Source organism: Nonomuraea sp. NPDC049607 (assembly GCF_040675375.1).
GTDB lineage: Bacteria > Actinomycetota > Actinomycetes > Streptosporangiales > Streptosporangiaceae > Nonomuraea.
Genome location: NZ_JBFAOV010000052.1, coordinates 23,864 through 47,034, shown reverse-complemented (window position 1 = coordinate 47,034; position 23,171 = coordinate 23,864). Strand labels below are relative to the sequence as shown.

The window sequence follows — 23,171 nt, the reverse complement described above, 5'->3', positions numbered from 1 at the left end:
GCCCCCCGCCGCGCCCGCCGCGGCGGCCCCCGCCCCCGCCGCGCGGGCGCGCCCCCCGCCACCGGGCCGCGCCCCTTCTCGATGTTGTCGCTAGCCGGCGCGGCGGCGGTTGCCGCCGCCGCCACCGCCACGGGACTGGCGGCGCTGCTGCTTGCGCTCGGTCGCCGCGGACGGCGCGATGTCGTCGTCGTCCGTGGCCAGGTCGGGCGACTGGAAGATCACCGCGAACGGGCTCGGCGGGATGATCCGCTCCGGCTCCTGGCGGACCGGCGGCGGAGGCGTGGCCAGGAAGCTCGGCTCCGGCACGGACTCCACGACCGGCGCCCTCACCGGCTCCACGACCGGCTCCACGACCGGCTCGGCGACCGGCTCGGGCGCGGCCTCGGCCGCACGGCGCCTGGAGGGCGCCTCGGCGGCCTTCTCGCGGGAACGCATGTCGGGGGCCTCGGCCTGGTCGGCCCTGCGGGAGCGGGTCCGCTTCGCCGGGGTCTCCGGCGTCTCGGTCAGCGCCTGCTCGATGGCCGACGACGCGGCCCCCCTGCTGCGGACGCGCGTGCGCTTCGGCTCTGCGGCCTGGACCTCGTCGGGCGTGAAGATGGCGGGAGTCTCCTCCGTCTTGGCGGCCACGATCTCGACCTCCGGCGTCTCGGGTGCGGTTTCGGCCAGCTCTCTGCCGCCGCGGGTGCGGCGACGCTGGCGCGTGGCGCGGGCCGGGCGCTCCTCGCGCTCTTCCCGCTCCTCGCGACGGCGGTTGCCGCCGCGGGTCCGGGCCCGGCCGGTCTCACCGAGGTCCTCGATGCGCTCGGCCGACAGCCCCGCGCGCGAACGGCTCGCGTGCGGCAGGACGCCCTTGGTGCCCGCGGGGATGTTCAGCTCGGTGTAGACGTGCGGTGAGGTGGAGTAGGTCTCCTCCGGCTCGGCGAAGTCGAGGCCGAGCATCTGGTTGATCATCTTCCAGCGGGTCAGCTCCTCCCACTCCACGAAGGTGACCGAGATGCCCGTGCGCCCGGCCCGGCCGGTACGGCCGATGCGGTGCACGTAGGTCTTGTCGTCGGAGGGGCAGTCGTAGTTGACCACGTGGGTGACGTCGTCGATGTCGATGCCGCGGGCCGCCACGTCGGTGGCCACCAGCACGTCGATCTTGCCCGCCCGGAAGGCCCGCAGCGCCTGCTCGCGCTGGCCCTGACCGAGGTCGCCGTGGACGGCCGCGACCGCGAAACCACGCGTGTCGAGCTGCTCGGCGACCATGTCGCAGGCCCGCTTGGTCTCGCAGAAGACCATGGTGAGCCCGCGGCCCTCGGCCTGGAGCAGCCGGGCGACGATCTCGATCTTGTCCATCCGGTGGGCGCGCCAGACGATCTGACGCACCTGCGGGGTGGCCTCGCCCTCGCCGCTCTCCATCTCCGCGCGTACGTGGGTGGGACGGTTGAGGTATTTGCGGGACAGCGAGACGATCTCGCCCGGCATGGTGGCCGAGAACAACATCGTCTGCCGCTCCGCGGGGATCAGCTTGAAGATCCGCTCGATGTCGGGCATGAAGCCCAGGTCCATCATCCGGTCGGCCTCGTCGAGCACGAGGGACGTGACCTGGCTGAGGTCGAGGTGCTTCTGCTTGACCAGGTCGAGCAGACGTCCCGGGGTGCCGACGATGACGTCGACCCCGGCCTTGAGCGCCTCGATCTGCGGCTCGTACGCCCGGCCGCCGTAGACGGTCAGGACCCGCGAGCCGAGCTTGCCGGCCGCGGTGACCAGGTCTTCGCTGACCTGGACGGCCAGCTCACGGGTCGGCACGACGACCAGCCCGCGGGGCTTCTTGCGGTTCTTGCGCGGCTTGCCGATGCTCTGGAGCATCGCGATGCCGAACGCGTAGGTCTTGCCCGTACCCGTGCGCGCCTGGCCGATGAGGTCCTGGCCGCTCAGGGCGAGCGGTAGCGCCATCTCCTGGATGGGGAACGGTGTGACGATACCCTCGGTCTCGAGGGCATCGGCGATTTCTGGTGTGACTCCGAGGTCTCGGAAAGTCGTCAGCGTGGCCTGCCTCAGTCTCAAATGAAGGCGGGCCTGCCGGGACCGACGGGCGGAAAAACAGCCCCCGTTACGTGGGTCCTCGCGGTAGAGCCAGCCCTCTCGCGTCATCGCGACCGCGCACCCGGGGAATCGGGGGTTATCGGGGGAATCCCCCGAACTAACACAGTGCGGTCGCACTTTCACAGAGCAGTGTACTCGATACCACAACGCTGGCCGAGCTCGCTTATGTTCCCGAAGATTCAGCGAAGTACGCTGCCCCCATGAAGGAGTCTCCTGGAGTCGTCGACCTGCTCGGTGTTCTAGCTTACGCGGAACTCAGCGCGTACGCCCGGATGACCGAGGACGCCACCACCCTGGCACCCTCGCTCGCCGACCGTGCCGCGCTCAGCGAGCTGGCCGCGGCCGAGTACGCCCACTTCCGCCTGCTGCGCGACCGCCTGGCCGAGCTGGGCGCCGATCCGGAGCAGGCGATGACGCCCTTCGTGACGGCCCTGGACGCCTGGCACGCCCAGACCCGGCCGGCCGACTGGCTGCAGGCCCTGGTCAAGACGTACGTGGGGGACGGGATCGCGCTCGACTTCTACCGCGAGGCCGCCCGGCACCTGGAACCGTCGATCGGCAAGCTGGTGGACGAGGTGCTGGTCGACGAGGCGCGGTCGCAGTTCGCCGTCGAGCGGGTCAGGGCGGGGATCGAGGCCGATCCCACGGCGGGCGGACGGCTGGCGCTGTGGGCCCGGCGGCTCGTCGGCGAGGCGCTCAGCCAGGGGCAGCAGGTGGCGGCGGCGCGGCCGGAGCTGGCGATGCTGCTGGTGGAGTCGGCCAAGGCGGCCGGCGGGGAGGCGGCCGACATCTCACGCCTCTTCGCGACCCTGACGGAGGCGCACAACAAGCGGATGGCCGCACTCGGCATCTAGCTCCCCATCGACGCTCACGAGAGCTTGTGGCGTCCGGGGAGGGAGCCGCCGCGATGGTGGAGGTCGATGACGTGCTTGGCGCGGGGGCGAGGAGTTCGGGGGCCGGACCGCCCGCCGTACGGGATCGAGGGGGCGGGCGATGCTCAAGCTGGTCACCCGGCGGGAGCTGCTCGCGGGCCGGGGCGTCGAGCATTTCGGTACGGCTTGCAGATGTTGAAGATGCCGGTCTGGTCGTGGAGGGGGGCGAGGGTACAAAAGGGATGTAACGTGCCAGACATGAGGGCCTCGCGCCGCTACGGCAGTTCCTTGACGAGATGTGGGCCGAATCGCTGGACCTCGCGCGCTGTGTTGCGGAGGGGGAGCGCTGAGTGTCCGACGGGCGAGCCGAAACGGGATGACGCCGACCGGCGCCGTCCCGCCCGAGGCTGCCGGCTCACGGACCCACGCGACCACCCCGGCCACCCCTGACCTCGGCTCACCTGGCCTCGGCGCCCCTGACCCGTCACATCAGACCGCCGCCACGTCAGACCTCCGGCCCGTCGGAGCCCGGCACGCCTGACCGTGGCGCCGGAGTGGTGCCCATACGCAGGGCAGGGGGTGTGGCTCGTGAGGTCGCTGGGTTCCCTGGGATGCGGGAGCCCTGGGCCTTCGTGAGGGGATGGGCCCCCTGCGCTGTGGTGCGCGGGAGCCCTGGGCCTGGTGGGGCGTGATGAGGTGTGCCGTGGGCCTCGTGAGGGGTACGGCGGTTGGCCGTACCCCTGGTGGGTGGGTTAGAGGGTGCCGCCGAAGCCGACCGGCCTGGACTCGTCCTCACCGATCTCGATGAACCCCAACGAGGCCACCGGCACGACCACGCGCCGGCCCTTGACGTCGGTGATGGCGAACACGCCGCGATCGACCGACAGCGCGTTCCTGATCTCTTCTTCGACCTGCTCGGCGGAGAGGTCGGTCTCGACAACGAGTTCGCGGTGTACGGAGCGTACGCCGATCTTGACTTCCATCGTGGCTCCCTAGTCGACTGGGCTAGCGCTCAGTCCCATCGTCGCCGCTCCGAGGCCCGGAGACGGTGAATGATCGCGCCCAGCGAACGGGTTATGCCGTACGCGGAAAACCGCTGATCCCCCGCCAGGCAAGCCGCGCCATGAGCTGCTCGGCCGCGTCCTTGGGGATCGAGCCCTGCGCGGTGACCCAGTAGCGGGCGCTCACCTCGGCCATGCCGACCAGGCCGACGCCGAGCAGGTGGGCCTCGTCGCTGGTGCAGCCGGTGTCCTCCTGGATGACCGCGCTGACCATCTCGGCGCACTCCTGGAGGGACCGCTCCACCCGCTGGCGCACGGGCGCGACGTTGCGCAGGTCGGACTCGAAGACGAGCCGGAACGCCTCCCCCTGCGTGGAGACGAAGTCGAAGAACGCGCTGAACGTGGCCTGCACCCGCAGCTTGTTCTCGTGGGTGGAGGCCAGGGCCTCGCGGCACCGGTTGACCATGTCGTCGACGTGCAGGTCGAGCAGCGCGAGGTAGAGCTCCAGCTTGCCGGGGAAGTGCTGGTAGAGCACCGGCTTGCTGACACCGGCCCGATCGGCGATCTCGTCCATGGCGGCCGCGTGGTAGCCGTTCTCCACGAAAACTTCCTGCGCGGCGCTCAGCAGTTGCCGGCGTCGGGCCAGTCGGGGCAGCCGGGTGCCCCGGGGCTTCGCGTCCGGGGTTGCGGTCACGCGGGTCTCCATTGGTCTCTCAGCGAACTGTGCCGACATCCTACGTGCGGCCGGTCGACACCTCGGTGGTCATCGTCATACACGCTCGGTCTGGCGGGTGGCCCGTGGCTCAGCGGTAGTCGTCGTCGTCATAGTCGACGACGCGGTCCTGGTCGGCGGCGTCGGCGGGGTCGGCGTCGAGCGGGACCTCGCGGCGCGCCCCGCCGGCCTCCTGCCGGACCTCGCGATGCTGCTCGGCGGCGTCGGCCTCGGGCGTCTCCGGCGACAATTCCTCTTCTTCTTCCTCCTCGTCGTAGACATTCTCGTCCCCGCGGGTGTCCATTTCCGACATCTCGGTCCCCCTCTTGGTGTGGACGGGTCCAGACTACGCCCGGCCGAAAAGGTCGCCGTGCTTCTCCACTCTGGCGAGTACGTCAGGCGCGGTGAACACCAGGTCATCGGGGTGTTCACAGCCCTCGACCTCCTTCCACAGCAGCGGCGTCGAGACCGTCGGCCGCTCCCTGGCCCGCAGCGAGTACGGCGCCACGGTGGTCTTGGACGGATTGTTCTGGCTCCAGTCGATGAACACTTTGCCCGGCCTGGCCTTCTTGGCCATGACGCTGACGATCTCCTTCGGGTGCTCCTTCTCCAGGGTCTGGGCCAGCCTCTTGGCGTACGCGGAGGGCTCCTCGCGGCAGTCCCAGTCGGCGTAGAGCTGCATGCCCTTGTTGCCGCTGGTCTTGGGCCTGGCGGTGAGCCCTTCGTCCTTCAGCAGCTCGCGCAGCATGAGCGCCACGCGGCAGCACTCCACGATGGTCGCCGGCGCGCCCGGGTCCAGGTCGAACACGAGCGTGTCGGGCGGCAGCGCCGTGCCGTCATCGTCCACGCGCCACTGCGGCACGTGCAGCTCCAGCGCGGCCAGGTTGGCGTAGTAGGCGAGCGTCGGCAGGTCCTCGACCACGGCGAAGTCGATGGTCCCGCGGTTCTTGGTGCTGCCGGGGGCGGGCAGGTTGACCTTCCTGACCCACTCGGGGGTGTGCTCGGGCGCGTTCTTCTCGAAGAAGAACTGTCCGGTGACGCCGTTCGGGTAACGCTTGACGGTCAGGGGCCGGCCCGCGAGGTGCGGCAGCAGGACGGGGGCCACGCGGCTGTAGTAGTCGATGACCTCGGCCTTGGTGAAGCCGATCTCCGGGTAGAGCACCTTGTCCAGGTTGCTCAGCGTCAGCTCGCGCCCGTCGACCCTGACCGGCACCTTCTTCACAACGTCACCTCCGCGGGGACCTTGTCGGCACGCAGTCCGCGCCAGACCGGATGTCTCAGCCGCAGCTCGTCGGTCCACATCGTGTAGCCCACCTCCCCGACGAGATCGGGCCTAACCCACCGATTTCTCCACGGGACCGCGTTCGTGAAGGGGCTGCGCGGGATCTCCAGAGGTTGGAGCGCCTGGTGGAGGTCGTCCAGGATGGCGTCGGTGAACCCGGTTCCCACGTGGCCGACGTACGTCAGCCCTTCACCGGTGAAGACGCCCATGACGAGCGAGCCGATCCCGTTCGCCCTGCGGCCTTTGCCGGGTTTCCAGCCGCCGATCACGACGTCCCTCGTGCTGAGGTGCTTGACCTTGATCCACCACGGCGAGCGCACGCCCGGCCGGTACGGCGAGTCGAGACGCTTGGCCACCACGCCCTCAAGGCCCTGCTCCCGCGTGGCGGTGAGCAGGTCGGAGTCCCCGGGGAAGCATGGCGGCGCCCCGATGTCCAGCTCGTCGAGGAGCGCGCGCCGGTCGCGGTACGGCAGGTCGAACAGCGGCCTGCCGTCCAGGCAGAGCAGGTCGAAGGGCATGTACGTGACGGGGTAGAGCTCCAGCACGGCCGATTCGGGATCGGTCAGGTGCATACGATGCTGGAGCCGGACGAAACTGGGCCTGCCTCGCTGGTCCAGAGCCACGACTTCGCCGTCGATGACGGCGTTCTTAACCCCGAACCCCGAAATTTCGGGGTATCGCCGGGTGTACTCCACGCCGTGCCGTCCGGTCACCCTCAGTCCGTCGGTGAGGTGTACGAGCGCGCGGATGCCGTCCCACTTGACCTCCAGGCCGTACCGGTCACGATCGGAGGGTAGTTCCCCAGGTACGGCCAGCATTGGTTCAACCGGGTATGGCATTCCTTGCCCCATGACGGGTATGTGCCCATATGGTGAGCCCGCTACTGCTGAGGAGTGCCCATGCGCAGCATCTGGAAGGGCGCGATCTCCTTCGGGCTGGTCACCATCCCGGTGAAGCTGTACTCGGCGACCGAGCAGAAGGACGTCAGCTTCCACCAGGTCCACCGGGAGGACGGCGGCAGGATCCGCTACAAGCGCGTGTGCACCGTCGACGGCGAGGAGGTCCCGTACGCGGACATCGCCAAAGGGTACGAGCTGGCCTCGGGCGAGATGGTGGTGCTCACCGACGAGGACTTCGAGGACCTGCCGCTGAGCACGTCGCGCAGGATCGACGTCCTCCAGTTCACCCCGGCCGAGCAGATCGACCCCATCTACTTCGCCAAGTCGTACTACCTGGAGCCCGACGCCCAGGGCGCGAAGCCGTACGTGCTGTTGCGGAACGCCCTCGAGAGCTCGGGGCAGGTGGCCGTGGTCAAGGTGGCGCTGCGGCAGCGGGAGTCGCTGGCCACCCTGCGCGTACGGGATGGGGTGTTCGTCCTGGAGACCATGTTGTGGCCGGACGAGATCCGCGCCCCCGACTTCGAGTTCCTGGAGGAGGACATCGAGGTCCGGGCGCAGGAGCTCAAGATGGCCGAGTCGCTGATCACCACGATGGAGTCGGACTTCGACCCGAGCGAGTACCACGACACGTACCGCGAGGCGTTGCAGCAGGTGATCGAGGCGAAGGTGGCGGGCAAGGAGGTCGTGGCGGCGCCTGAGGAGGAAGAGGCGGGGCCGGCGGTGGACCTCATGGCGGCCCTGCGCGCCAGCGTCGAGGCGGCGAAGCGGGAGCGGACCGGGGAACCGGCCAAACCGAAGAAGGCGGCGGGCGGCAAGTCCTCCAAAGAGGCCAAAGAGGCCAAAGAGTCCAAAGAGTCCAAGGAGGCCAAGGAAGAGGAGAAGGCCCCCCCCAAGCGCAAGGCCCGCAAGTCCGCCTGACCAGCCGTCGGCCCACCGCGAGTACGCCTGCCGGCCCCTTGCCAGTACGCCCCCAACTCACCGTGGGCACATCCGCCCGACCACCGTGAGGATCGGCGCGGTCGGCAGACCCGTCGGCGAGGGCGTGGGGGCCGCGTCGGGTGACCGGCTGCCCAATTCCGTAAGGGCGGCACCGTCTCATGGGTGAACCCGCCGACGTCGTCTGCTCGGCGGCCTCGGGAGCTGAAGACGGCGATCACCCTCTAGGAGGGGCAGAGCGGCTGGCAAGCAGGGGCCCATCCGGCGGACACGTAGCGCTTACCCGCTGGGGGAGCCGGCAACGGCCGAGGCGAGCCGGCCGGAGGCCGTGTGCGGCGTCAGAAGCGGCATATAGAACCCGGGCGGTGGTGGCGGTGAGCACGGCGACGGCGGCGAGGGTCACCCGCCAGTTGAGGTGCCGGCCGACGAGGGTGCCTGTCGGCCCGGTTGGGAGAGGAGGCGGGGAGTAGGGCGGACCGATGGCGATCCCCGCCCTTCCGTGCGATCCCGCCCTTCCGTGCGATCCCGCCCTCGCGTGCGATCCCGCTCTCGCGTGCGATTCCCACCTTTGTGTGCAGCGTCAGCCCGCGCTGTGGTGGACGCCCGTCTGCCCGTGGGGTTGCGGAGGGCGACGGAGATCGCGACAGCGAAGGAGGCGGCCACCACCGGCGCGGCGACGACCTGCGCCGCTGGAAGGGGGCCGAGCGCTCCAGGGCTGACGTGCTGACGATCCCCTGACCTCGGCTGCCCCCACCGCCCCCTGGCATCTACGGCCTGCGGGCTCTACGGTTTCCCAGCTTCTACGCCTCTGTAGCTTCTACGACCCAGCGGGTTCTACGGCCTTGAAGCTTCTACGACCCAGCGGGTTCTACGGCCTTGCGGGTTCTACGCCCCTGCGGGTTCTGGGCTCCCGCATCTACGGCCCTGCGGGTTCTACGGTCTTGGGGTTCTACGGCTTGCGGGCGTGTTGGTGGGGAGGTGGGCACAGCGTCTCGGGCTCACATAGCGCTCATTAGCCATAAAGCGGACATTATCTTCATATCGCAATAAGTGGCACCAATTGCCCGCCGTGAATCGGCTGGGCCTCGCCGCTGGAGAGGGGTGTCGGATTTCCGGATCCCTCAGACTCCGCTCGGCCGACCCGCCTCCGGCGATCATGATAGATTCGGACATATCATGGCATATCAGTCAATAATTGTTTAATGCAAGCAATAAGGCTGTTAATGCATAGCAAAAAGGCGGCGGTTCTGTGTTGCCATGCCCGCGTCCAGGAAATGACATTTCACGGATGGCTCATCACAGGTCGTCCAAGGGCAGTTCCCTGGCAACCGGGGAGCGTTGAGAACGGGGCAACCAATCCTTTAGGGGGAAACGCAATGCCCAAGCTCAAGAGTATTCTCGCAGGCCTCGCCGTCAGCACGGCCATGAGCGGCGGTGTCGTCGCGCTGGGTGCGGCGACCACCATGACCAGTGCCGACGCCGCCACCAGCGCCGGTGTCGTCACGTCCACCAGCTTCCAGGCCGGCTGCTTCCGCAGGTCGCGGTGCGGCGGCTGGGGCTGGGGCGGCGGCGGTGGCTGGGGTAACTGGGGCGGTGGCGGCTGGGGCTGGCGCCGCAACGGCAACCGCGTCGGCAAGGTGAAGGTCAGCATCCACAACCGCAACTTCAACCGTAACCGGGTGACGGAGCGGGAGGACGTGAAGCCTCTCATCCGCCACCGCGACCACGACCACGACCACGACCGCGACGACTGGGGCTGACGAACGGGGAGGGAACCGTCGTCCTCATGAAGGCGGCGCCGCGCTGAATTCGACCACCGGGTACCGGGCTCGGACAACGGTCTGAATCGCGGCCGGCGCGCTGGAGGAATCGTTCTCTCCGTCCCTTCGGAAATTCTGGTGAGGGCTTCATCGGCATCGGCCGGGAAGCCCTCACCTGCGTTTCCAGCGCGACTTACCATGCAAATCTGTGCCTACCGGCAAAAGTGGACAATTGCGGTTTGCTGGCCATACATGGGGATATATCAAGGTCATGGATGGCAGGCAAGGCAAGCCATACCGTCCACGTCGTTTCCTGGGAATCCGGAAGCGTCGATCAACGGGGCATCCAAACCATTAGGGGGAAACGCAATGCCCAAGTTCAAAAGTGTTATCGCAGGCCTCGCCATGAGCACGGCGCTGAGCGGCGGAATGATCGCCCTCGGTGCGGCGACCACGGCCACCAGCGCCGAAGCCGCCACCAACGTCACCGCCGCGGCGACCACCACCACTCTGTCCGGCTGCTTCCGTCGCTCCTGGTGCGGCGGCGGCTGGGGCTGGCGCAACAACTGGCGTCGCCACCGGCTCCCTCGGATCCGCATCATCATCGTCAACCGGAACCGGAACCACGACGTGCTCGCGCGTGACGCTCGTCAGCAGGTTCGCGCTGACGACGACGTCGAGCGTGACTGGCGCTGACCAGAGGCTCTGAATCCGGGGCGCGAACCACGATCGCGCAACTGAGTGCCCGCATTCCGCCGAACCCTCGTTCCCCTTGAGAACGAGCTCTCGGCAGGGAGTGCGGGCACTCACTCGTCTCACCTTCTTGTCCGTACGGTCTCGGGACCGGGTGACGCATCCTGTAGGGCAGGCCCTTGGGGGCGTCTGGAGGGCGGGGGAGGGCGGGGGACAAGGTGAGTGCCCGCATCCGGGGGGTGATCCCCGCTCTCCGTCGAGAGCGGGATCGGCCGGATGCGGGCACTCCTCCGTGTCGGCGTGGTCTCACTTCTCAGGCGAGGCTCTCGCTGAGCGGGCTCTCACCGGGTGAGACCTCCCGCCTAGTTGTCGTTGTGCTCGCGGTCGTCGTGCCGCTGCACGTTGTTGTGGTTGCTGTTGTGGTTCGTGTTGTGGATGACGACGCGGACCCGGGGGGTGTTGTTACGACGCCAGCCCCAGCCGGCACCGCGTCCCCAGCCCCAGCCGCCGCCGCGTCCCCAGCCCCAGCCGCCGCCGCAGCGGCGGTGGCAGCCGCCACCCCAGCGGTTGCCCCAGCTGCGGCCCCAGCCGCCCCAGCCGCACCGGGTCTCCCGGAAGCAGCCGGCGAGGGTGGCCGCGGTGGCCGAGCCGGTGACGCTGGCGGCGTTGGCCCCGGTGGCGGTGGTCGCCGCGCCTACGCTGACCACACCGCCGGTCAGCGCGGTGCCCATGGCGAGCCCTGCGATAACACTTTTGAGCTTGGGCATTGTGTTTCCCCCTAAAAGGATTGATTGCCCCGTACTCGTCGCTCCGCGAAATCCGAGCTTTCTGGACTTCTGTCGGAGCGGCGTGGATGCCCGCTAGCGAACATCCATGTTAGGGATATATCCCACCGAATACCCCACAAACGGACATTGTCCTCTCTTGTCCGACACTATGGCGCATCATGGTGCATAACCGGACATTTCGGACTCGGTAGGGCGAGGGGGTGGGCGGAGCGCGCATTTGAGGGAAAACGCAGTGAGGGCCCCACCGGCAGAATGCCAGTGGAGCCCTCACCGGGAATTGCCGCGGTGACAGAAGAGAAAGGGATCTCAGGCGGCCCCGCAATGTCCGGGTGCGGTCACTTCCTGGGAGCCCAGTACTCGCCGGTCGAATTCACTTCGCCGTGAAGAGCGACCATCCATGGATCACGGGCGCCATCCCCGAGCGATCAGTTCTCGCGGTTCCAACGGTTCTCGCGGTTCTCGCGCAGCTCGTTGTTGGTTCTCGTCTCGACGTTGTCGTTCGTGTTCTCGTTGAAGATCCTGACGCAGACGCCGCCGCCGCGGTGCCGGCGCCAGCCGCCACCCCAGCCGCCGCCGCCCCAGCCCCAGCCGCCGCCGCCCCAGCCGCCGCCCCAGCCGTGGCGGTTCCTGTTGCAGCGGTGGTGGCGACGGTGCCACCAGCCGTGGCCGTCCCCATCGCCCCAGCTGAGGGTCGTCGGGCTGGTGACGTTGTTGGCGGTGCTCGCGTTGGCGGTGGTCGTCGCGCCCAGGCTGACCACGCCGCCGGTCAGCGCGGTGCTGACGGCGAGACCTGCGATAACACTTTTGAGCTTGGGCATTGCGTTTTCCCCCTAAAGGATTGGTTGCCCCGTTCTCGACGTTCCCGAGAGACCCGGAAACAGGTCTTGAACGACTAGCTGATGAGCCATCCGTGAAATGTCATTTCCGGGACAGAGCTACAACAAACAGGAGTGGCCCTATTTTGCTATGCATTAGCAATCTTATTGCTTGCATTACAGCTCTATCGAATGAAATGCCATGATATGTCCGATTATGTACATATGACGGAGTGCCCATCACATCGGGTTCCGGCAGCACCGCCCGCGCTTTTCTCATGGAATGACGGCATGGCCATACGCGCCGGAAGGCGGCGGCTATGCGTGTATTGACGGCTCGCTGAAAATGCTCGCCGCGGCACACCGATGCGCCGGACATGAGAAAAGCGGGACGATGCTGTCGTCGGGATCGTTCGGGGAACGCCATGACGCTTCCCCGATGGAATTCCAGTGGCCGCGACCTTCCGATAGCTGACGGAGAGTGTCCGGTGAGTCGCGCACTGTATCCGCTTCTGATGCTTACCCGTACTGACCCCGGTAAACGGTGACAGACAGCTTTTGCCGCACACTTAAGCTGCCAAGAGATCCATTAGATCTCTATGAGCGGAAATTTCGGGGCTGGTCCCACATGTCCGCCCGCGCGGACGTGCCCACCGATGCGGCTGGAGGGGCATGACACCCCCTTGCGTCCTGTATGTCCATCGATGCTCTGATAGTCGCGGAATGCAGAGCCCGCCTGAGCGCGCTGGTTATCGTGGAAGAGCAACGAGGAGGACGTCATGACAGCGGCGGAGCCGATCCCTCACTGGCCGGGACGCATGATCGGCTCGGTGTACGTGCGATCCACCCCCGAAGACGGTCCCGCCGAGCAGGCGGTGTTCGTCCACGGGCTGGCGGGCTCGGCCACCAACTGGACCGACCTCATGGACGAGCTCAAGGACACCGTCACCGGCCACGCCCTCGACCTGCCCGGCGCGGGCTTCTCACCGGCGCCGGAGGACGGCGACTACACCGTGGCCGGCCATGCCGCCGCGGTGATCGGACTGCTGGAGCACACCGGCCCGGCCCACCTGTTCGGCAACTCGCTGGGCGGCGCGGTCGCGGTACGGGTCGCCGCGTCCCGGCCCGACCTGGTCCGCTCGCTCACGCTGGTCTCGCCCGCCCTGCCCGACCTGCTCCCCAGGTACGGCCCGGTCCGCGTGGCCGCCGCCGCCGTGCCCAGGGTGGGCGAGTGGGTCGCGGGCAAGCTGCGCCTGCTCCCCGCCGAGCAGCGCATCAACGCCTCCTTCGCCATGGTCTGGGCGAACATGAACGCCGTGCACCCCGTCCGCCTGGCCGACGCCGTCGAGGAGCTGCGCCGGCGCGACGACGTCCCGTACGCGGGCGAGGCCATGATCGGTTCGGCGAGGGGCATCGTGGCCGAGTACTTCCGGCGGGGCGAGGACACCCTGTGGCGTCAGGCGGCCAAGGTCGAGGCGCCGACCCTCATCGTCCACGGCCGGCACGACCGTCTGGTGCGCCCGGCCATGGCGGCGAAGGCGGCCCGTACGTTCCGGCAGGTCAGGCTCGTGCTGCTGCCGACGGCGGGTCACGTGGCGATGATGGAGATGCCGCGAGTGGTGGCCGCGGAGGCACGCCGTCTGATCGGTGAGACGAGATTGGGGAATGCCCCACTCGCCGAGTAGGTTTCAGCTAGAGATGTGACCCCCTGAAACGGGAGCGTAGAACGTGTCGTTGCCACCGCTGGTCGAGCCGGCCACAGAGCTGACCGTAGACGAAGTGCGCCGCTACTCGCGCCACCTGATCATCCCCGATGTCGGGATGGCCGGGCAGAAGCGGCTGAAGAACGCCAAGGTGCTGTGCGTGGGCGCCGGCGGCCTGGGCTCGCCCGCCCTGATGTACCTGGCGGCGGCGGGTGTCGGCACCCTCGGCATCATCGACTTCGACGTCGTCGATGAGTCCAACCTGCAGCGCCAGATCATCCACGGCCAGTCCGACGTGGGCAGGCCGAAGGCCGAGAGCGCCGCGGCGTCGGTCCGCGAGATCAACCCGCTGGTCGAGGTCGTCGTCCACAACGCGGCCCTGACCACCGAGAACGTCATGGAGATCTTCTCCGCCTACGACCTCATCGTCGACGGCACGGACAACTTCGCCACCCGCTACATGGTGAACGACGCCGCCGTGCTGCTCGGCAAGCCGTACGTGTGGGGTTCGATCTACCGCTTCGACGGTCAGGCCAGCGTGTTCTGGGCCGAGCACGGGCCCTGCTACCGCTGCCTCTACCCCGAGCCCCCGCCTCCCGGCATGGTGCCGTCGTGCGCCGAGGGCGGCGTGCTCGGCGTGCTGTGCGCGTCGATCGGCTCGATCCAGGTCAACGAGGCCATCAAGCTGCTGACGGGCATCGGCGACCCGCTGGTCGGCCGGCTGATGATCTACGACGCCCTGGAGATGAAGTACCGGGACGTCAAGGTCCGCAAGGACCCCGAGTGCGTGCTGTGCGGCAAGAACCCGACGGTCACCGAGCTGCTCGAGGACTACGAGGCGTTCTGCGGCGCGATCTCCGACGAGGCCGCGCAGGCCGCCAGCGGCTCCACGATCACCGCGCAGGAGCTCAAGTCCATGATGGACAAGGGCGACAACATCTACGTGGTCGACGTCCGCGAGATCAACGAGTACGAGATCGTCTCCATCCCGGGCGCCACGCTGATCCCCAAGGGCGAGTTCCTCAACGGCTCTGCCCTGGAGAAGCTGCCCCAGGACAAGCGCATCGTGCTCCACTGCAAGTCGGGCGCCCGCTCGGCCGAGGCGCTCGCGATCGTCAAGAACGCGGGCTTCTCCGACGCGGTGCACGTCGGCGGCGGGGTGCTGAGCTGGGTCAAGACCGTCGACCCCAGCCTGCCCAGCTACTGAGGCGTTTTCCGGGGAACCGTCCGCCGAGGCGCTTAAGGTCGGTGTCGTGAACCACGCCCGCCCCTGGCCCACTCTGGTGGTGTCCTCCGCGCTGACCCTGGTCTGCGCGGTGGCCGCCGGGGTGGCCGGGAGCGCGGCGGGCACCGAGCTGACCCGCGGGCCGAGCGCGTCCGAGCTGCGGGCCGCCGCCACGCGGGAGGTCGCCGAACGCTGGCGCGCCTGGCCCGCCGGGCGCGTCTTCCCTGCGGCCCTGCCGTACGCGGCCGAGCAGGGCGGCCAGGAACGGGCCGAGCGCATCGGCATCTCGCCGCACACCGGCTGCGGCGCGGAGTCCCTCGACGTGAAGGCGGTCAGGACGTTGCGCGAGGCGGGATGCAGAGGCGTGCTGCGGGCCACCTACATCGACGCGCTGCGCGGGGTGCTCGTCACCGTCGGCGTGGTCGCGCTGCCCGACGAGTCGCGCGCCGTCCGGGCCAGGAGCGCGTTCGCCGACAACGGCAAGCCCGTGCCAGGGGTGCGGCCGCTGGCCTTCAGGGGCACGGTCGCCGAACGGTTCACGTCGTCCATGCGGCAGGCCGGGTCGGTGCGGCAGGCGGGGCCGTACGTGGTGCTGACCACGGCGGGCCAGGTGGACGGCCGGCCCGCGAGTACGGCCGGCGAGTCACGACCGGCCATCTTCGCCTTCGCCACCGAGCTGTCCGAACGCGTGCTGCTCGACCTGAGCACCCCCAGGATGCCCGACTGCGCGGCCGAGGAGTGGCGGTGCTGAGGCGCGGCGCGGCGACGGCGCTGGCCGGGGTGGTGGTCTCCGCAACCCCCGCCGTCCTGCCCGCCTTCGCCGACGACGACGTGCGCGGGGGCCAGCGGGCGGTCATCGAGACGCTCGACCTGCCCGCGGCCTGGCGGACCAGCAAGGGCGCGGGGGTCACCGTGGCCGTGCTCGACTCCGGGGTCGATCCGGCCCACCGCGACCTGGCCGGCTCGGTGACCGTGGGCCGCGACCTCACCGAGGGCGCGAACCCGCCGGGGGTCGCGCCACGGCGGCTGCACGGCACGTACATGGCCTCCCTGATCGCCGGGCACGGCCACGGGCCCGGCGGAAGGCAGGGCGTCATCGGCGTCGCGCCGGAGGCCGGAATCCTGTCGGTACGCGTCATCCTGGAGGACGAGGAGCCGGGGTTCAGGGAGTTCAACTCGGCCGAGCGCTTCGAGGACGTCGTGGCCAGGGGCATCCGCTACGCGGTCGACGAGGGCGCGGACGTCATCAACATGTCGATCTCCAAGGAGCTCGCGACCAAGGAGGAACGGTCCGCCATCCGGTACGCCATCTCCCGGGGCGTCGTGCTGGTGGCCGCGGCCGGCAACGACGGCGACAGGAAGACCGGCGGGGACTTCGCGCCCTACTCCTACCCGGCGTCCTTCCCCGGCGTGGTGTCGGTGGGGGCCACCGACCGGCGGCTGCGCCGGGCGACGTTCTCCAACTGGAACTCCTCGGTGCTGGTGGCCGCGCCGGGCGTGGACATCATGGGCGCGGGGCCCGGCGACGAGTACTGGGTGGGCCGGGGCACCTCGCAGGCGACCGCGCTCGTCTCGGGGGTGGCCGCCCTCATCAAGGCGAAGTTTCCGCAGATGTCGTCGCCGCTGGTCGTCCAGGCGCTCGCCGACAGCGCCGATGACCGGCCGCCCGGCGGTTACGACACCGGCACCGGCTTCGGCGTCGTCAACGCCCGCAGAGCCCTGGCCGAGGCCGCCCGCCTGGCCACGCACACCGAGACCGCGACCGGCCCGCAGGCCCAGGACCCGGCCAAGCCCCTGGCGGGCGGCCCCGCCGGGCCCATCAAGGTCACCACCAGGGACCGCCGCCGCGTGACGATCTACGCGGCCGTCTCCGCCGGGGCCGCGGCCGGGGCGCTCGCGTCGCTGGGAGTCATATTCTTCCTGGTCAGACGCGTACGACGCGACCACGACGCACACGACGCATGATCCGCCGCCTAACGGGGACGAAATAGACACCGACCGAACGCGGGAGCGAGGCCAGGGTGGTGAAGGCACGTAGGTCGACCTCAGGGCTACCGCGCGCCGGCGAGGCCACACCGGGAGGGAGCAACCCGCTCGGGGCGTCGACCGGCCGCCGGTCACGTGTGCGTGCCTGGCCGGCGGCGAACTCCCGTACGCGCACCGCGGCCAAGGAACGCGCCGAGCTGGCGGCCCTCCAGCAGGGCATGCGCTTTCGGCGCATCTTCGTCGTGCTGGTCGGCGCCATCGTGGCCGTGTCGGCCGTCGTGGTGCTGCTGGGCACGATCGGCCTGCTCAACGAGACGCGCTCGCGCCCGCTGACCCCGGCCGAGCAGAACCAGTACAAGCAGGAGGAGATCGCCAGGCGCTGGCAGGCGTGGCCGGCCACGGGCGTCTTCCCCGAGGAGGTCAAGTACCTCGGGCTCGACCGCGCCCAGCAGTACGCCAGACGGGTCGGCATCGCCCCCGAGACCGAGTGCGGCAAGGGCGTGGACGCCTCCGTCGCCGGGGTCCTCGACAGCCACGGGTGCGTCACGATGCTGCGCGCCACGTACGTCGACCAGACCTCCACCTTCGTCATCACCGTCGGCGTGGCCGTGCTGAAGGACGAGGAGTCCAGGGTGTCGGCGAGCGAGCAACTGGGCCAGGACGACCGGGTGGGCGTGCTGCCCGTGGCCTTCCCCGGCACCGTGACCGAACGTTTCGGCACCGAGCAGCGCCAGCGCACCGGCTGGGTGGGCGCCGGGCCGTACATCGTCTTCTCCACCGCCGGGTACGCCGACGGGCGCACCAGGGCCGCCATCCCCCCGGAGGAGATCCTGCACAGTGAGCTCTGGCCGGCGGCCAAGTCCGTCGGCAACCAGATCGCCTACTTCCTGGCGGATCCCCCCAAGGTCCCGCCGTGCACCCAGGGGAACGTGTGCTGACCGCCGTACGGGCGCTCACGGCCACGCTGCTCGTCCTCCTCGGGCCCACGGCCGCCCCGGTCAGGGACCAGCAGCAATGGGTGCTGGACGCGCTCAACGTCGAGCAGGCGTGGAACGTGACCAAGGGCAAGGGCGTCACGGTCGCCGTCGTGGACAGTGCGGTGGACACCGGGATCAAGGAGCTGAAGGACCGGGTGACGACCGGGCCCGACATGAGCTCGGGCGCGGTGGCCCGCGAGGTGCGCCCGGGGCGGCACGGCACCGCCATGGCCGCGCTGATCGCCGGTTCCGGCGCCGACGACGGGCTGATCGGCGTCGCGCCCGAGTCGCGCATCCTGTCGCTGCCCCTGGTCACCGACGACGAGCCGGACCTCGACCTGCTCCCGCCCACGGACGCCCTGTCGCCCGAGAGCTCGCTGGCCCGCGCCCTGCGGTACGCGGCCAACCACGGTGTCCAGGTGGTCAGCATGTCGATCGGCTCCTACGGCCCGGTCAGGTCCGAGCGGGAGGCGGTGTCGTACGCGCTGAGCAAGGGCGTCGTGCTGGTGGCCGCCGTGGGCAACGACGGCCAGACGCCGTACGCCAAGGAGAAGGGCACCTCGTTCTGGAGCTTCCCGGCCGGCTACTCGGGCGTGATCGGCGTCGCCGCGACCGACAGGCAGGGCAGGAAGGCCACGTTCAGCAGCGACAACCTGTCGGTCCTCGTCGGCGCGCCGGGCGTGCAGGTGCCCGTGGTCAAGCGGCCCAGCGGCTACGAGCTGTCCGACGGCACCAGCTCGGCCGCCGCGCTCGTGGCCGGCGTGGCCGCGCTGATCAAGTCGCGCTACCCCGCCCTGCCGCCCGAGCAGGTGGCCCAGGCGCTGGCCTCCAGCGCGCGGGGCCGTCCGGCCGCGGGCTACGACGACAACACCGGGTTCGGCGTGGTGGACGCGGGGGCCGCGCTCAACGCCGCCGAGCGCCTGGCCGGGCAGCAGCGCAGCGTCGCGGCCTCCGGCAAGGACCATTTCGGCCGGGGCGAGGACTCCCCGGTGCCCAGCCGTCCCGGGGCCGATCCGTGGCGGTTGTGGCTGTACGGAGGCGGTGTCCTGGTCGCGCTGGTGACGTTCTGCGGGGCGATCATCGTTCTCAATCAGCGCAAGGAGTGATGAACCGCTCGTACTTCGTCCGCGTGGAGGGTAAAGATCCGCTATGGTCGCGCGTCATGGGATACGAGCTGCGGGTGGTGCGCGAGTCGCCACTCGCCTTCGCGGAGCTCGCGAAGGCCATCGCGCCGGCCGGTTTCGAGCTGCGCGGATCTGAGGAGATCGTGGCCGGCCACGACGGCGGCCGGCACGCGGTGGCGCGCTGGCAGGGCCAGGTCGTGGGCGAGCCCGGCTCCGACTGGCAGGTGGCCCAGCTCCTGCGGCTGTCGGCCGCACTCGGCGCCCGCCTGGTGGGCGAGGACGGCGAGGTCTACGCGCTGCGCGACGGCGTGATCGAGGTACTGTCCGGCGGGACGGTGATGGAGATCGGCAAGTTCGAGGAGATCATCGACGCGGGCCCGGCCGCATGGACCCCCTGAACCCCTTCGCCGAGCGGGTGCTCGACCTGGTCGAGCGCATCCCGCCCGGCAAGGTCATGGCCTACGGCGACATCGCCGAATACCTGGGCGAGGGCGGCCCCCGCCAGGTGGGCAAGGTGATGTCCACCTTGGGCGGCGGCGTCCCGTGGTGGCGGGTCGTGCACGCCGACGGCAGCGGCGCCGCCCCCGACCACCTGCGACGATGCCTGGCCCACTGGCAGGAGGAGGGCACCCCGCTGCGCGGCGAACGCGTCGACATGAGGCGGGCCCGCTGGGACGGGCGTTCAGCGGATTTTCAGTAAGGTGTCTGACCTGCGGTTTCGCTGTTGAGGCGATTCTGTGACATGTGACTCCCATTACCATGGGCTGAACACTGACAGGCCCGAAAGGCGGTGCCTCCACGATGGCCACCGGCGTCACAGCCCAGCGCCACAGCGGCGACACGCTCGCCGACCGCCTCAAGGCTGTCCAGGATCTCTGCGATCGTGGCGAGCCTCTTGAGGCGGTCATGCGTGCCGCCGGGCCCGGCGGCCGCGACGCGGCGTTCGACACCGAGCTGCTCAGCGGGCCCCTGGGGTCGCGCATCGACCTCGCGGTCAAGCGCGGCCCGGCGCGGCGCCGCGAGCTGCTCACCCTGATCCGCCCCTACCTGGCCGGCGTGTCCGCGGAGGTCAAGCGCGACCTGCCCGTCGCCCGCCGCGTCATCTGCCACCTGATCGAGCACCGTCCCGACGACGAGCTGATCGACGGCGAGACGCTGGTCAAGGTCGTCACCGCGGCCGCCGAGCCGTCCAAGCGCATCCGCAAGGGCCTGAGCTGGTACGCCGACCTGCCCCTCCGCGACGAGCTGCCGCCCGACCTCTACCGGCTGCGCCGCGCCGACATGGTGCCGGTGACCCACATCGACGACATCGTGTGGGTCGACGGCAAACTGCGTGTCACCGGTTTCGCCTACCTGGCCGGGCTGTCCGTCCGGAGCCGCAGGTTCAACTGGGCGACCGTGGTGCTGCGCGGGCCGCGCTGGCTGCCGCCGATCCGCATGCGGACCAAGCGGGTGCTCGCGCCCGAGGCCACCCACGGGGCCCGCGAGCCCGGCTGCAACTACGACTGGTCCGGCTTCACCGCCGAGCTGAGCCCCTGGCCGCTGCGCTGGCGCGGGGCCGTGCGCGGCATGGTGCACGCGGTGCGGCGGCGGTTGCGCCACCGTCCGGGGGTGCCCGACGCGACGACCTGGCGGGCCGAGATCGTCTTCTGGAGCCGTGGCGCGCGGGCGATCGGCCTGCTGCGCGGCTCGGCCATCGGCAGGCCCGAGCGCCCGGCCGGGCTCAAGCTGCGGCCCGGCTGGTGGGTCCGTCCGGTCTGGACGTCCGACCGCGCGCTCCAGGTCGTGCTCCAGCCCAACAGGGCCGAGCTCACCGGCGTGTCCGTCCAGGACGAACGCCTCGAACTCAAGATCTTCCTGCCCGGCCGCAGCGTGACCAAGGGCCACGCCAGGCTGGGCGGCCACCGCATCGCGGCCGACTTCACGCCGTCCGGCGGCGGCACCGAGGTGCTGATCGGGCTGGCCGTGCCCGCCCTGCTCCAGGAGAAGGACGGGCGGCGTCTCTGGGTCGAGCCCAAGGGCGATCCGGCGGCCTCCGTCATGCTCGCCGACCTGGTCGAGACGCGCACCCCGGTGGGAGACCGGGAGATCACCGTGCTCGGCGACCGGCGCGACCGTGTCGTGGTCTCCGCCCACCGCATCCGGCCCGTGATCACCTCCGCGGTCTGGGAGGGCTCCACGCTGGTCCTGCGCGGCAACTACCCCGACGCGCCCGGCCCCCGGGTGCTGACGCTGCGCCACCGGTCGGGGCTGATGTACTCGCTGCCCATGGAGCGGTCGGGCGACGACTTCTCCGTACGCGTGACGCCCTCGTCCATGGACCGCTTCGGCGAGTCCGTGCCGCTGGCGGCGGGCAGCTGGAACATGTCCTTCCGGCACCCGTCGGGCGAGATCGTGCCGTTCCGGATGGACCACGCCGCCCTGCCGGGGCTCGACGAGGAGCCGCGTACGGCCGACGGCCGGGCGTACCGGATGATCTCCACCCGGTTCGACGTGCCGGTGATCACGGTCGAGGAGGAGCGTCCCAACGACGAGCGGGGCGTGGCTGGCACCCACGTGCTGCGCCGCGTCTTCTACCCGGCCCAGCGCACCGAGCCGCTGCACGACGCGACCGTCTACGTCGTCAACGACGGCCGGCTCTACGCCGACAGCGTGCGCGCCATCTACGAGGAGCGGCTGCGCAGGGGCGACGACCGCGAGCACATCTGGATCGTCAAGGACGCCGCGTTCGTGCCGCCGGGCGGCGCGCGGGCCGTGCGGGCGGGCAGCCGCGAGCACCACGCCGCGCTGGCCCGCTCCAGCCACATCGTCACCAACTCGTTCCTGCCCGCCTGGTTCCGCGCCCGCGAGGACCAGGTCGTGCTGCAGACCTGGCACGGCACCCCGGCCAAGCGCATCGGCAACGACCAGCCGCACATGGCCCGCGACCCCCGGCCGCCGATCTGGCACCGGCAGGCGGCCGAGGTGCGCGGCTGGGACGTGCTGCTGTCGCAGTCGCCGTGGGCCACCACCGTGCTGCGCAGGGCCTTCGGCTACAAGGGCGAGATCCTGGAGAGCGGCCTGCCCAGGAACGACGTGCTCAACTCGCCCGAGCGCGAGGCCAGGGCCGCAGCCGTCCGCGAGCGGCTCGGGCTGGTCGAGGGCAAGCGGGTGGTGCTCTACGCGCCGACCTGGCGCGACTACGACCGCAAGAACGCCATGGTCAAGCTCGACCTGGCCAAGGCCCGCGAGGCCCTGGGCGCCGACCACGAGATCCTGGTACGCGCCCACCCGATGCAGGCCATGCCCGCCGTCCCCGACATCGCTCACGACGTCACGACTTATCCGGACATGGCGGATCTGCTGCTGGTGACCGACGTCCTCGTGACCGACTACTCCTCGGTCATGTTCGACTTCGCCGCCACCGGTCGGCCGATCGTCTTCTACGGCTACGACCTGGCGAAGTACTCCTCCAAGCGGGGGCTCTACCTCGACCTGCCCGAACAGGCGCCCGGCCCGGTGCTGCCGACGTCGGCCGAGGTGATCGAGGCGCTGCGCTCCATCGACGAGGTGGCCGCCGCGCACGCCGACCGCTACGACGCCTTCCGGGCCACGTTCGCGCCCAAGGACGACGGCAAGGCGACGGCCCGCGTGGTCGACCACCTGTTCTCCTGAGGGCGGCTCAGAGGTCGATCGGCAGGTCCGAGAGCATGAAGGGCTTGCCGGCGTCGTACCCGAAGGTGGGCGGCGGGGCGGGAAGGTGCTCAACGAGCAGGTAGAGCAGCGCTGACAGGGTCGTGGCGCACACGATCTCGCCGGCCTCGACCAGGCGGCGGATGCCCGACAGGTGCACCCACTCGATCCGCTCGGCCTCCCACGGGTCGCTGGGCGGGCCGATGTGGGTGGCCGAGTCGGCCCGGTAGATGTGGTTGAGGCTGTCGGTGAAGCCGTTGGTGGGCTGGACGGACATCAGCGGGCGCAGCGGCCCCGGACGCCAGCCGGTCTCCTCCTCGACCTCGCGGGCGGCGGCCACCATCGGCATCTCGCCCTCGTCGACCTGGCCGAGCGGGACCTCCCAGCCCCAGCTGTCGGTGATGAAGCGGTGGCGCCAGATCAGCAGCACCCGGTCCTGCTCGTCGGTGACGACCGCGCCCGCGCCCGGTGCGGTGCGGACGAGCCGGTGATCGAGGTGCCGCCCGTCGGGCAGCTCCACATCCGCGATCCGGATGTCCAGCCACTGGTCGGCGTAGAGCGACGTTTCGGAGTGGACCTGCCAGCGCATGTGACCAACCCCCAGCAGAGGCACGGGTATCAACCCAACGTTACAAGAG

22 protein-coding genes are annotated in these 23,171 nt (G+C 70.0%); 13 read left to right on the top strand and 9 right to left on the bottom strand.

The window, feature by feature from the left end:
• Window positions 1–90 precede the first annotated feature (90 nt).
• On the bottom strand, window positions 91–1,938 hold the full coding sequence (locus AB0J97_RS47580; RefSeq protein WP_364102813.1) for a DEAD/DEAH box helicase: 1,848 nt from the start codon (window positions 1,936–1,938) through the stop codon (window positions 91–93).
• Window positions 1,939–2,288: 350 nt separating this feature from the next.
• On the opposite strand from AB0J97_RS47580, the gene AB0J97_RS47575 reads away from it, so the two are divergent.
• Window positions 2,289–2,942, top strand: a complete 654-nt coding sequence (locus AB0J97_RS47575) for a ferritin-like fold-containing protein (protein ID WP_357708336.1) — start codon at window positions 2,289–2,291, stop codon at window positions 2,940–2,942.
• 770 nt (window positions 2,943–3,712) lie between these two features.
• On the opposite strand, the gene AB0J97_RS47570 is transcribed toward AB0J97_RS47575, so the two are convergent.
• From AB0J97_RS47570 to ligD (AB0J97_RS47550), 5 genes are all read right to left on the bottom strand, one after another.
• Window positions 3,713–3,943, bottom strand: coding sequence for a DUF3107 domain-containing protein (locus AB0J97_RS47570; RefSeq protein ID WP_357708335.1), 231 nt, complete (start codon window positions 3,941–3,943; stop codon window positions 3,713–3,715).
• Window positions 3,944–4,034: 91 nt separating this feature from the next.
• Window positions 4,035–4,655: a TetR/AcrR family transcriptional regulator gene (locus tag AB0J97_RS47565; protein ID WP_352319259.1), complete on the bottom strand. Its 621-nt coding sequence runs from the start codon at window positions 4,653–4,655 to the stop codon at window positions 4,035–4,037.
• Between the two features lie 109 nt (window positions 4,656–4,764).
• Entirely contained in the window at window positions 4,765–4,986 is a 222-nt protein-coding gene (locus AB0J97_RS47560; protein WP_364102808.1) for a hypothetical protein, read from the bottom strand.
• Between the two features lie 33 nt (window positions 4,987–5,019).
• Entirely contained in the window at window positions 5,020–5,895 is an 876-nt protein-coding gene (gene ligD / locus AB0J97_RS47555) for a non-homologous end-joining DNA ligase (protein WP_364102805.1), read from the bottom strand.
• Entirely contained in the window at window positions 5,892–6,773 is an 882-nt protein-coding gene (gene ligD, locus AB0J97_RS47550; protein WP_364102802.1) for a non-homologous end-joining DNA ligase, read from the bottom strand. The genes ligD (AB0J97_RS47555) and ligD (AB0J97_RS47550) overlap by 4 nt, the downstream gene beginning before the upstream one ends.
• Before the next feature lie 81 nt (window positions 6,774–6,854).
• Between ligD (AB0J97_RS47550) and AB0J97_RS47545 the strand changes: the two genes are divergently transcribed.
• From AB0J97_RS47545 to AB0J97_RS47535, 3 genes are all read left to right on the top strand, one after another.
• Window positions 6,855–7,772 (top strand): Ku protein, encoded by a 918-nt coding sequence (locus AB0J97_RS47545; RefSeq protein WP_364102799.1) that lies wholly within the window; start codon window positions 6,855–6,857, stop codon window positions 7,770–7,772.
• 1,394 nt (window positions 7,773–9,166) lie between these two features.
• The gene (locus AB0J97_RS47540) at window positions 9,167–9,550 is read left to right on the top strand and encodes a hypothetical protein (protein ID WP_364102796.1); all 384 of its coding nucleotides are present in this window, start codon (window positions 9,167–9,169) and stop codon (window positions 9,548–9,550) included.
• A gap of 369 nt (window positions 9,551–9,919) precedes the next feature.
• On the top strand, window positions 9,920–10,246 hold the full coding sequence (locus tag AB0J97_RS47535) for a hypothetical protein (RefSeq protein WP_357708325.1): 327 nt from the start codon (window positions 9,920–9,922) through the stop codon (window positions 10,244–10,246).
• Window positions 10,247–10,605: 359 nt separating this feature from the next.
• On the opposite strand, the gene AB0J97_RS47530 is transcribed toward AB0J97_RS47535, so the two are convergent.
• Window positions 10,606–11,010, bottom strand: coding sequence for a hypothetical protein (locus AB0J97_RS47530; protein ID WP_364102793.1), 405 nt, complete (start codon window positions 11,008–11,010; stop codon window positions 10,606–10,608).
• A 446-nt stretch (window positions 11,011–11,456) separates the two neighbouring features.
• Window positions 11,457–11,849: a hypothetical protein gene (locus tag AB0J97_RS47525; protein WP_364102790.1), complete on the bottom strand. Its 393-nt coding sequence runs from the start codon at window positions 11,847–11,849 to the stop codon at window positions 11,457–11,459.
• A 776-nt stretch (window positions 11,850–12,625) separates the two neighbouring features.
• On the opposite strand from AB0J97_RS47525, the gene AB0J97_RS47520 reads away from it, so the two are divergent.
• From AB0J97_RS47520 to AB0J97_RS47480, 9 genes are all read left to right on the top strand, one after another.
• Complete coding sequence (locus AB0J97_RS47520; RefSeq protein ID WP_357708322.1) at window positions 12,626–13,531, top strand: alpha/beta hydrolase; 906 nt, start codon at window positions 12,626–12,628, stop codon at window positions 13,529–13,531.
• Between the two features lie 43 nt (window positions 13,532–13,574).
• Window positions 13,575–14,756: an adenylyltransferase/sulfurtransferase MoeZ gene (gene moeZ / locus AB0J97_RS47515; RefSeq protein WP_364102787.1), complete on the top strand. Its 1,182-nt coding sequence runs from the start codon at window positions 13,575–13,577 to the stop codon at window positions 14,754–14,756.
• A 46-nt stretch (window positions 14,757–14,802) separates the two neighbouring features.
• Entirely contained in the window at window positions 14,803–15,525 is a 723-nt protein-coding gene (locus tag AB0J97_RS47510) for a hypothetical protein (protein ID WP_357708320.1), read from the top strand.
• Window positions 15,519–16,739, top strand: a complete 1,221-nt coding sequence (locus tag AB0J97_RS47505; RefSeq protein WP_364102783.1) for a S8 family serine peptidase — start codon at window positions 15,519–15,521, stop codon at window positions 16,737–16,739. The genes AB0J97_RS47510 and AB0J97_RS47505 overlap by 7 nt, the downstream gene beginning before the upstream one ends.
• A 158-nt stretch (window positions 16,740–16,897) precedes the next feature.
• A complete protein-coding gene (locus tag AB0J97_RS47500; RefSeq protein WP_357708317.1) occupies window positions 16,898–17,698 on the top strand; it encodes a hypothetical protein in 801 nt (266 codons plus the stop codon).
• Entirely contained in the window at window positions 17,674–18,843 is a 1,170-nt protein-coding gene (locus AB0J97_RS47495; protein ID WP_364102780.1) for a S8 family serine peptidase, read from the top strand. Before AB0J97_RS47500 ends, AB0J97_RS47495 begins: the two co-directional genes overlap by 25 nt.
• Before the next feature lie 56 nt (window positions 18,844–18,899).
• Entirely contained in the window at window positions 18,900–19,259 is a 360-nt protein-coding gene (locus AB0J97_RS47490; RefSeq protein WP_357708315.1) for a hypothetical protein, read from the top strand.
• Entirely contained in the window at window positions 19,247–19,561 is a 315-nt protein-coding gene (locus tag AB0J97_RS47485; RefSeq protein WP_357708314.1) for an MGMT family protein, read from the top strand. Before AB0J97_RS47490 ends, AB0J97_RS47485 begins: the two co-directional genes overlap by 13 nt.
• Window positions 19,562–19,662: 101 nt before the next feature.
• Window positions 19,663–22,515, top strand: a complete 2,853-nt coding sequence (locus tag AB0J97_RS47480; protein WP_364102776.1) for a CDP-glycerol glycerophosphotransferase family protein — start codon at window positions 19,663–19,665, stop codon at window positions 22,513–22,515.
• 7 nt (window positions 22,516–22,522) lie between these two features.
• On the opposite strand, the gene AB0J97_RS47475 is transcribed toward AB0J97_RS47480, so the two are convergent.
• Complete coding sequence (locus AB0J97_RS47475; RefSeq protein WP_364102774.1) at window positions 22,523–23,122, bottom strand: NUDIX hydrolase; 600 nt, start codon at window positions 23,120–23,122, stop codon at window positions 22,523–22,525.
• Between the last annotated feature and the right edge of the window lie 49 nt (window positions 23,123–23,171).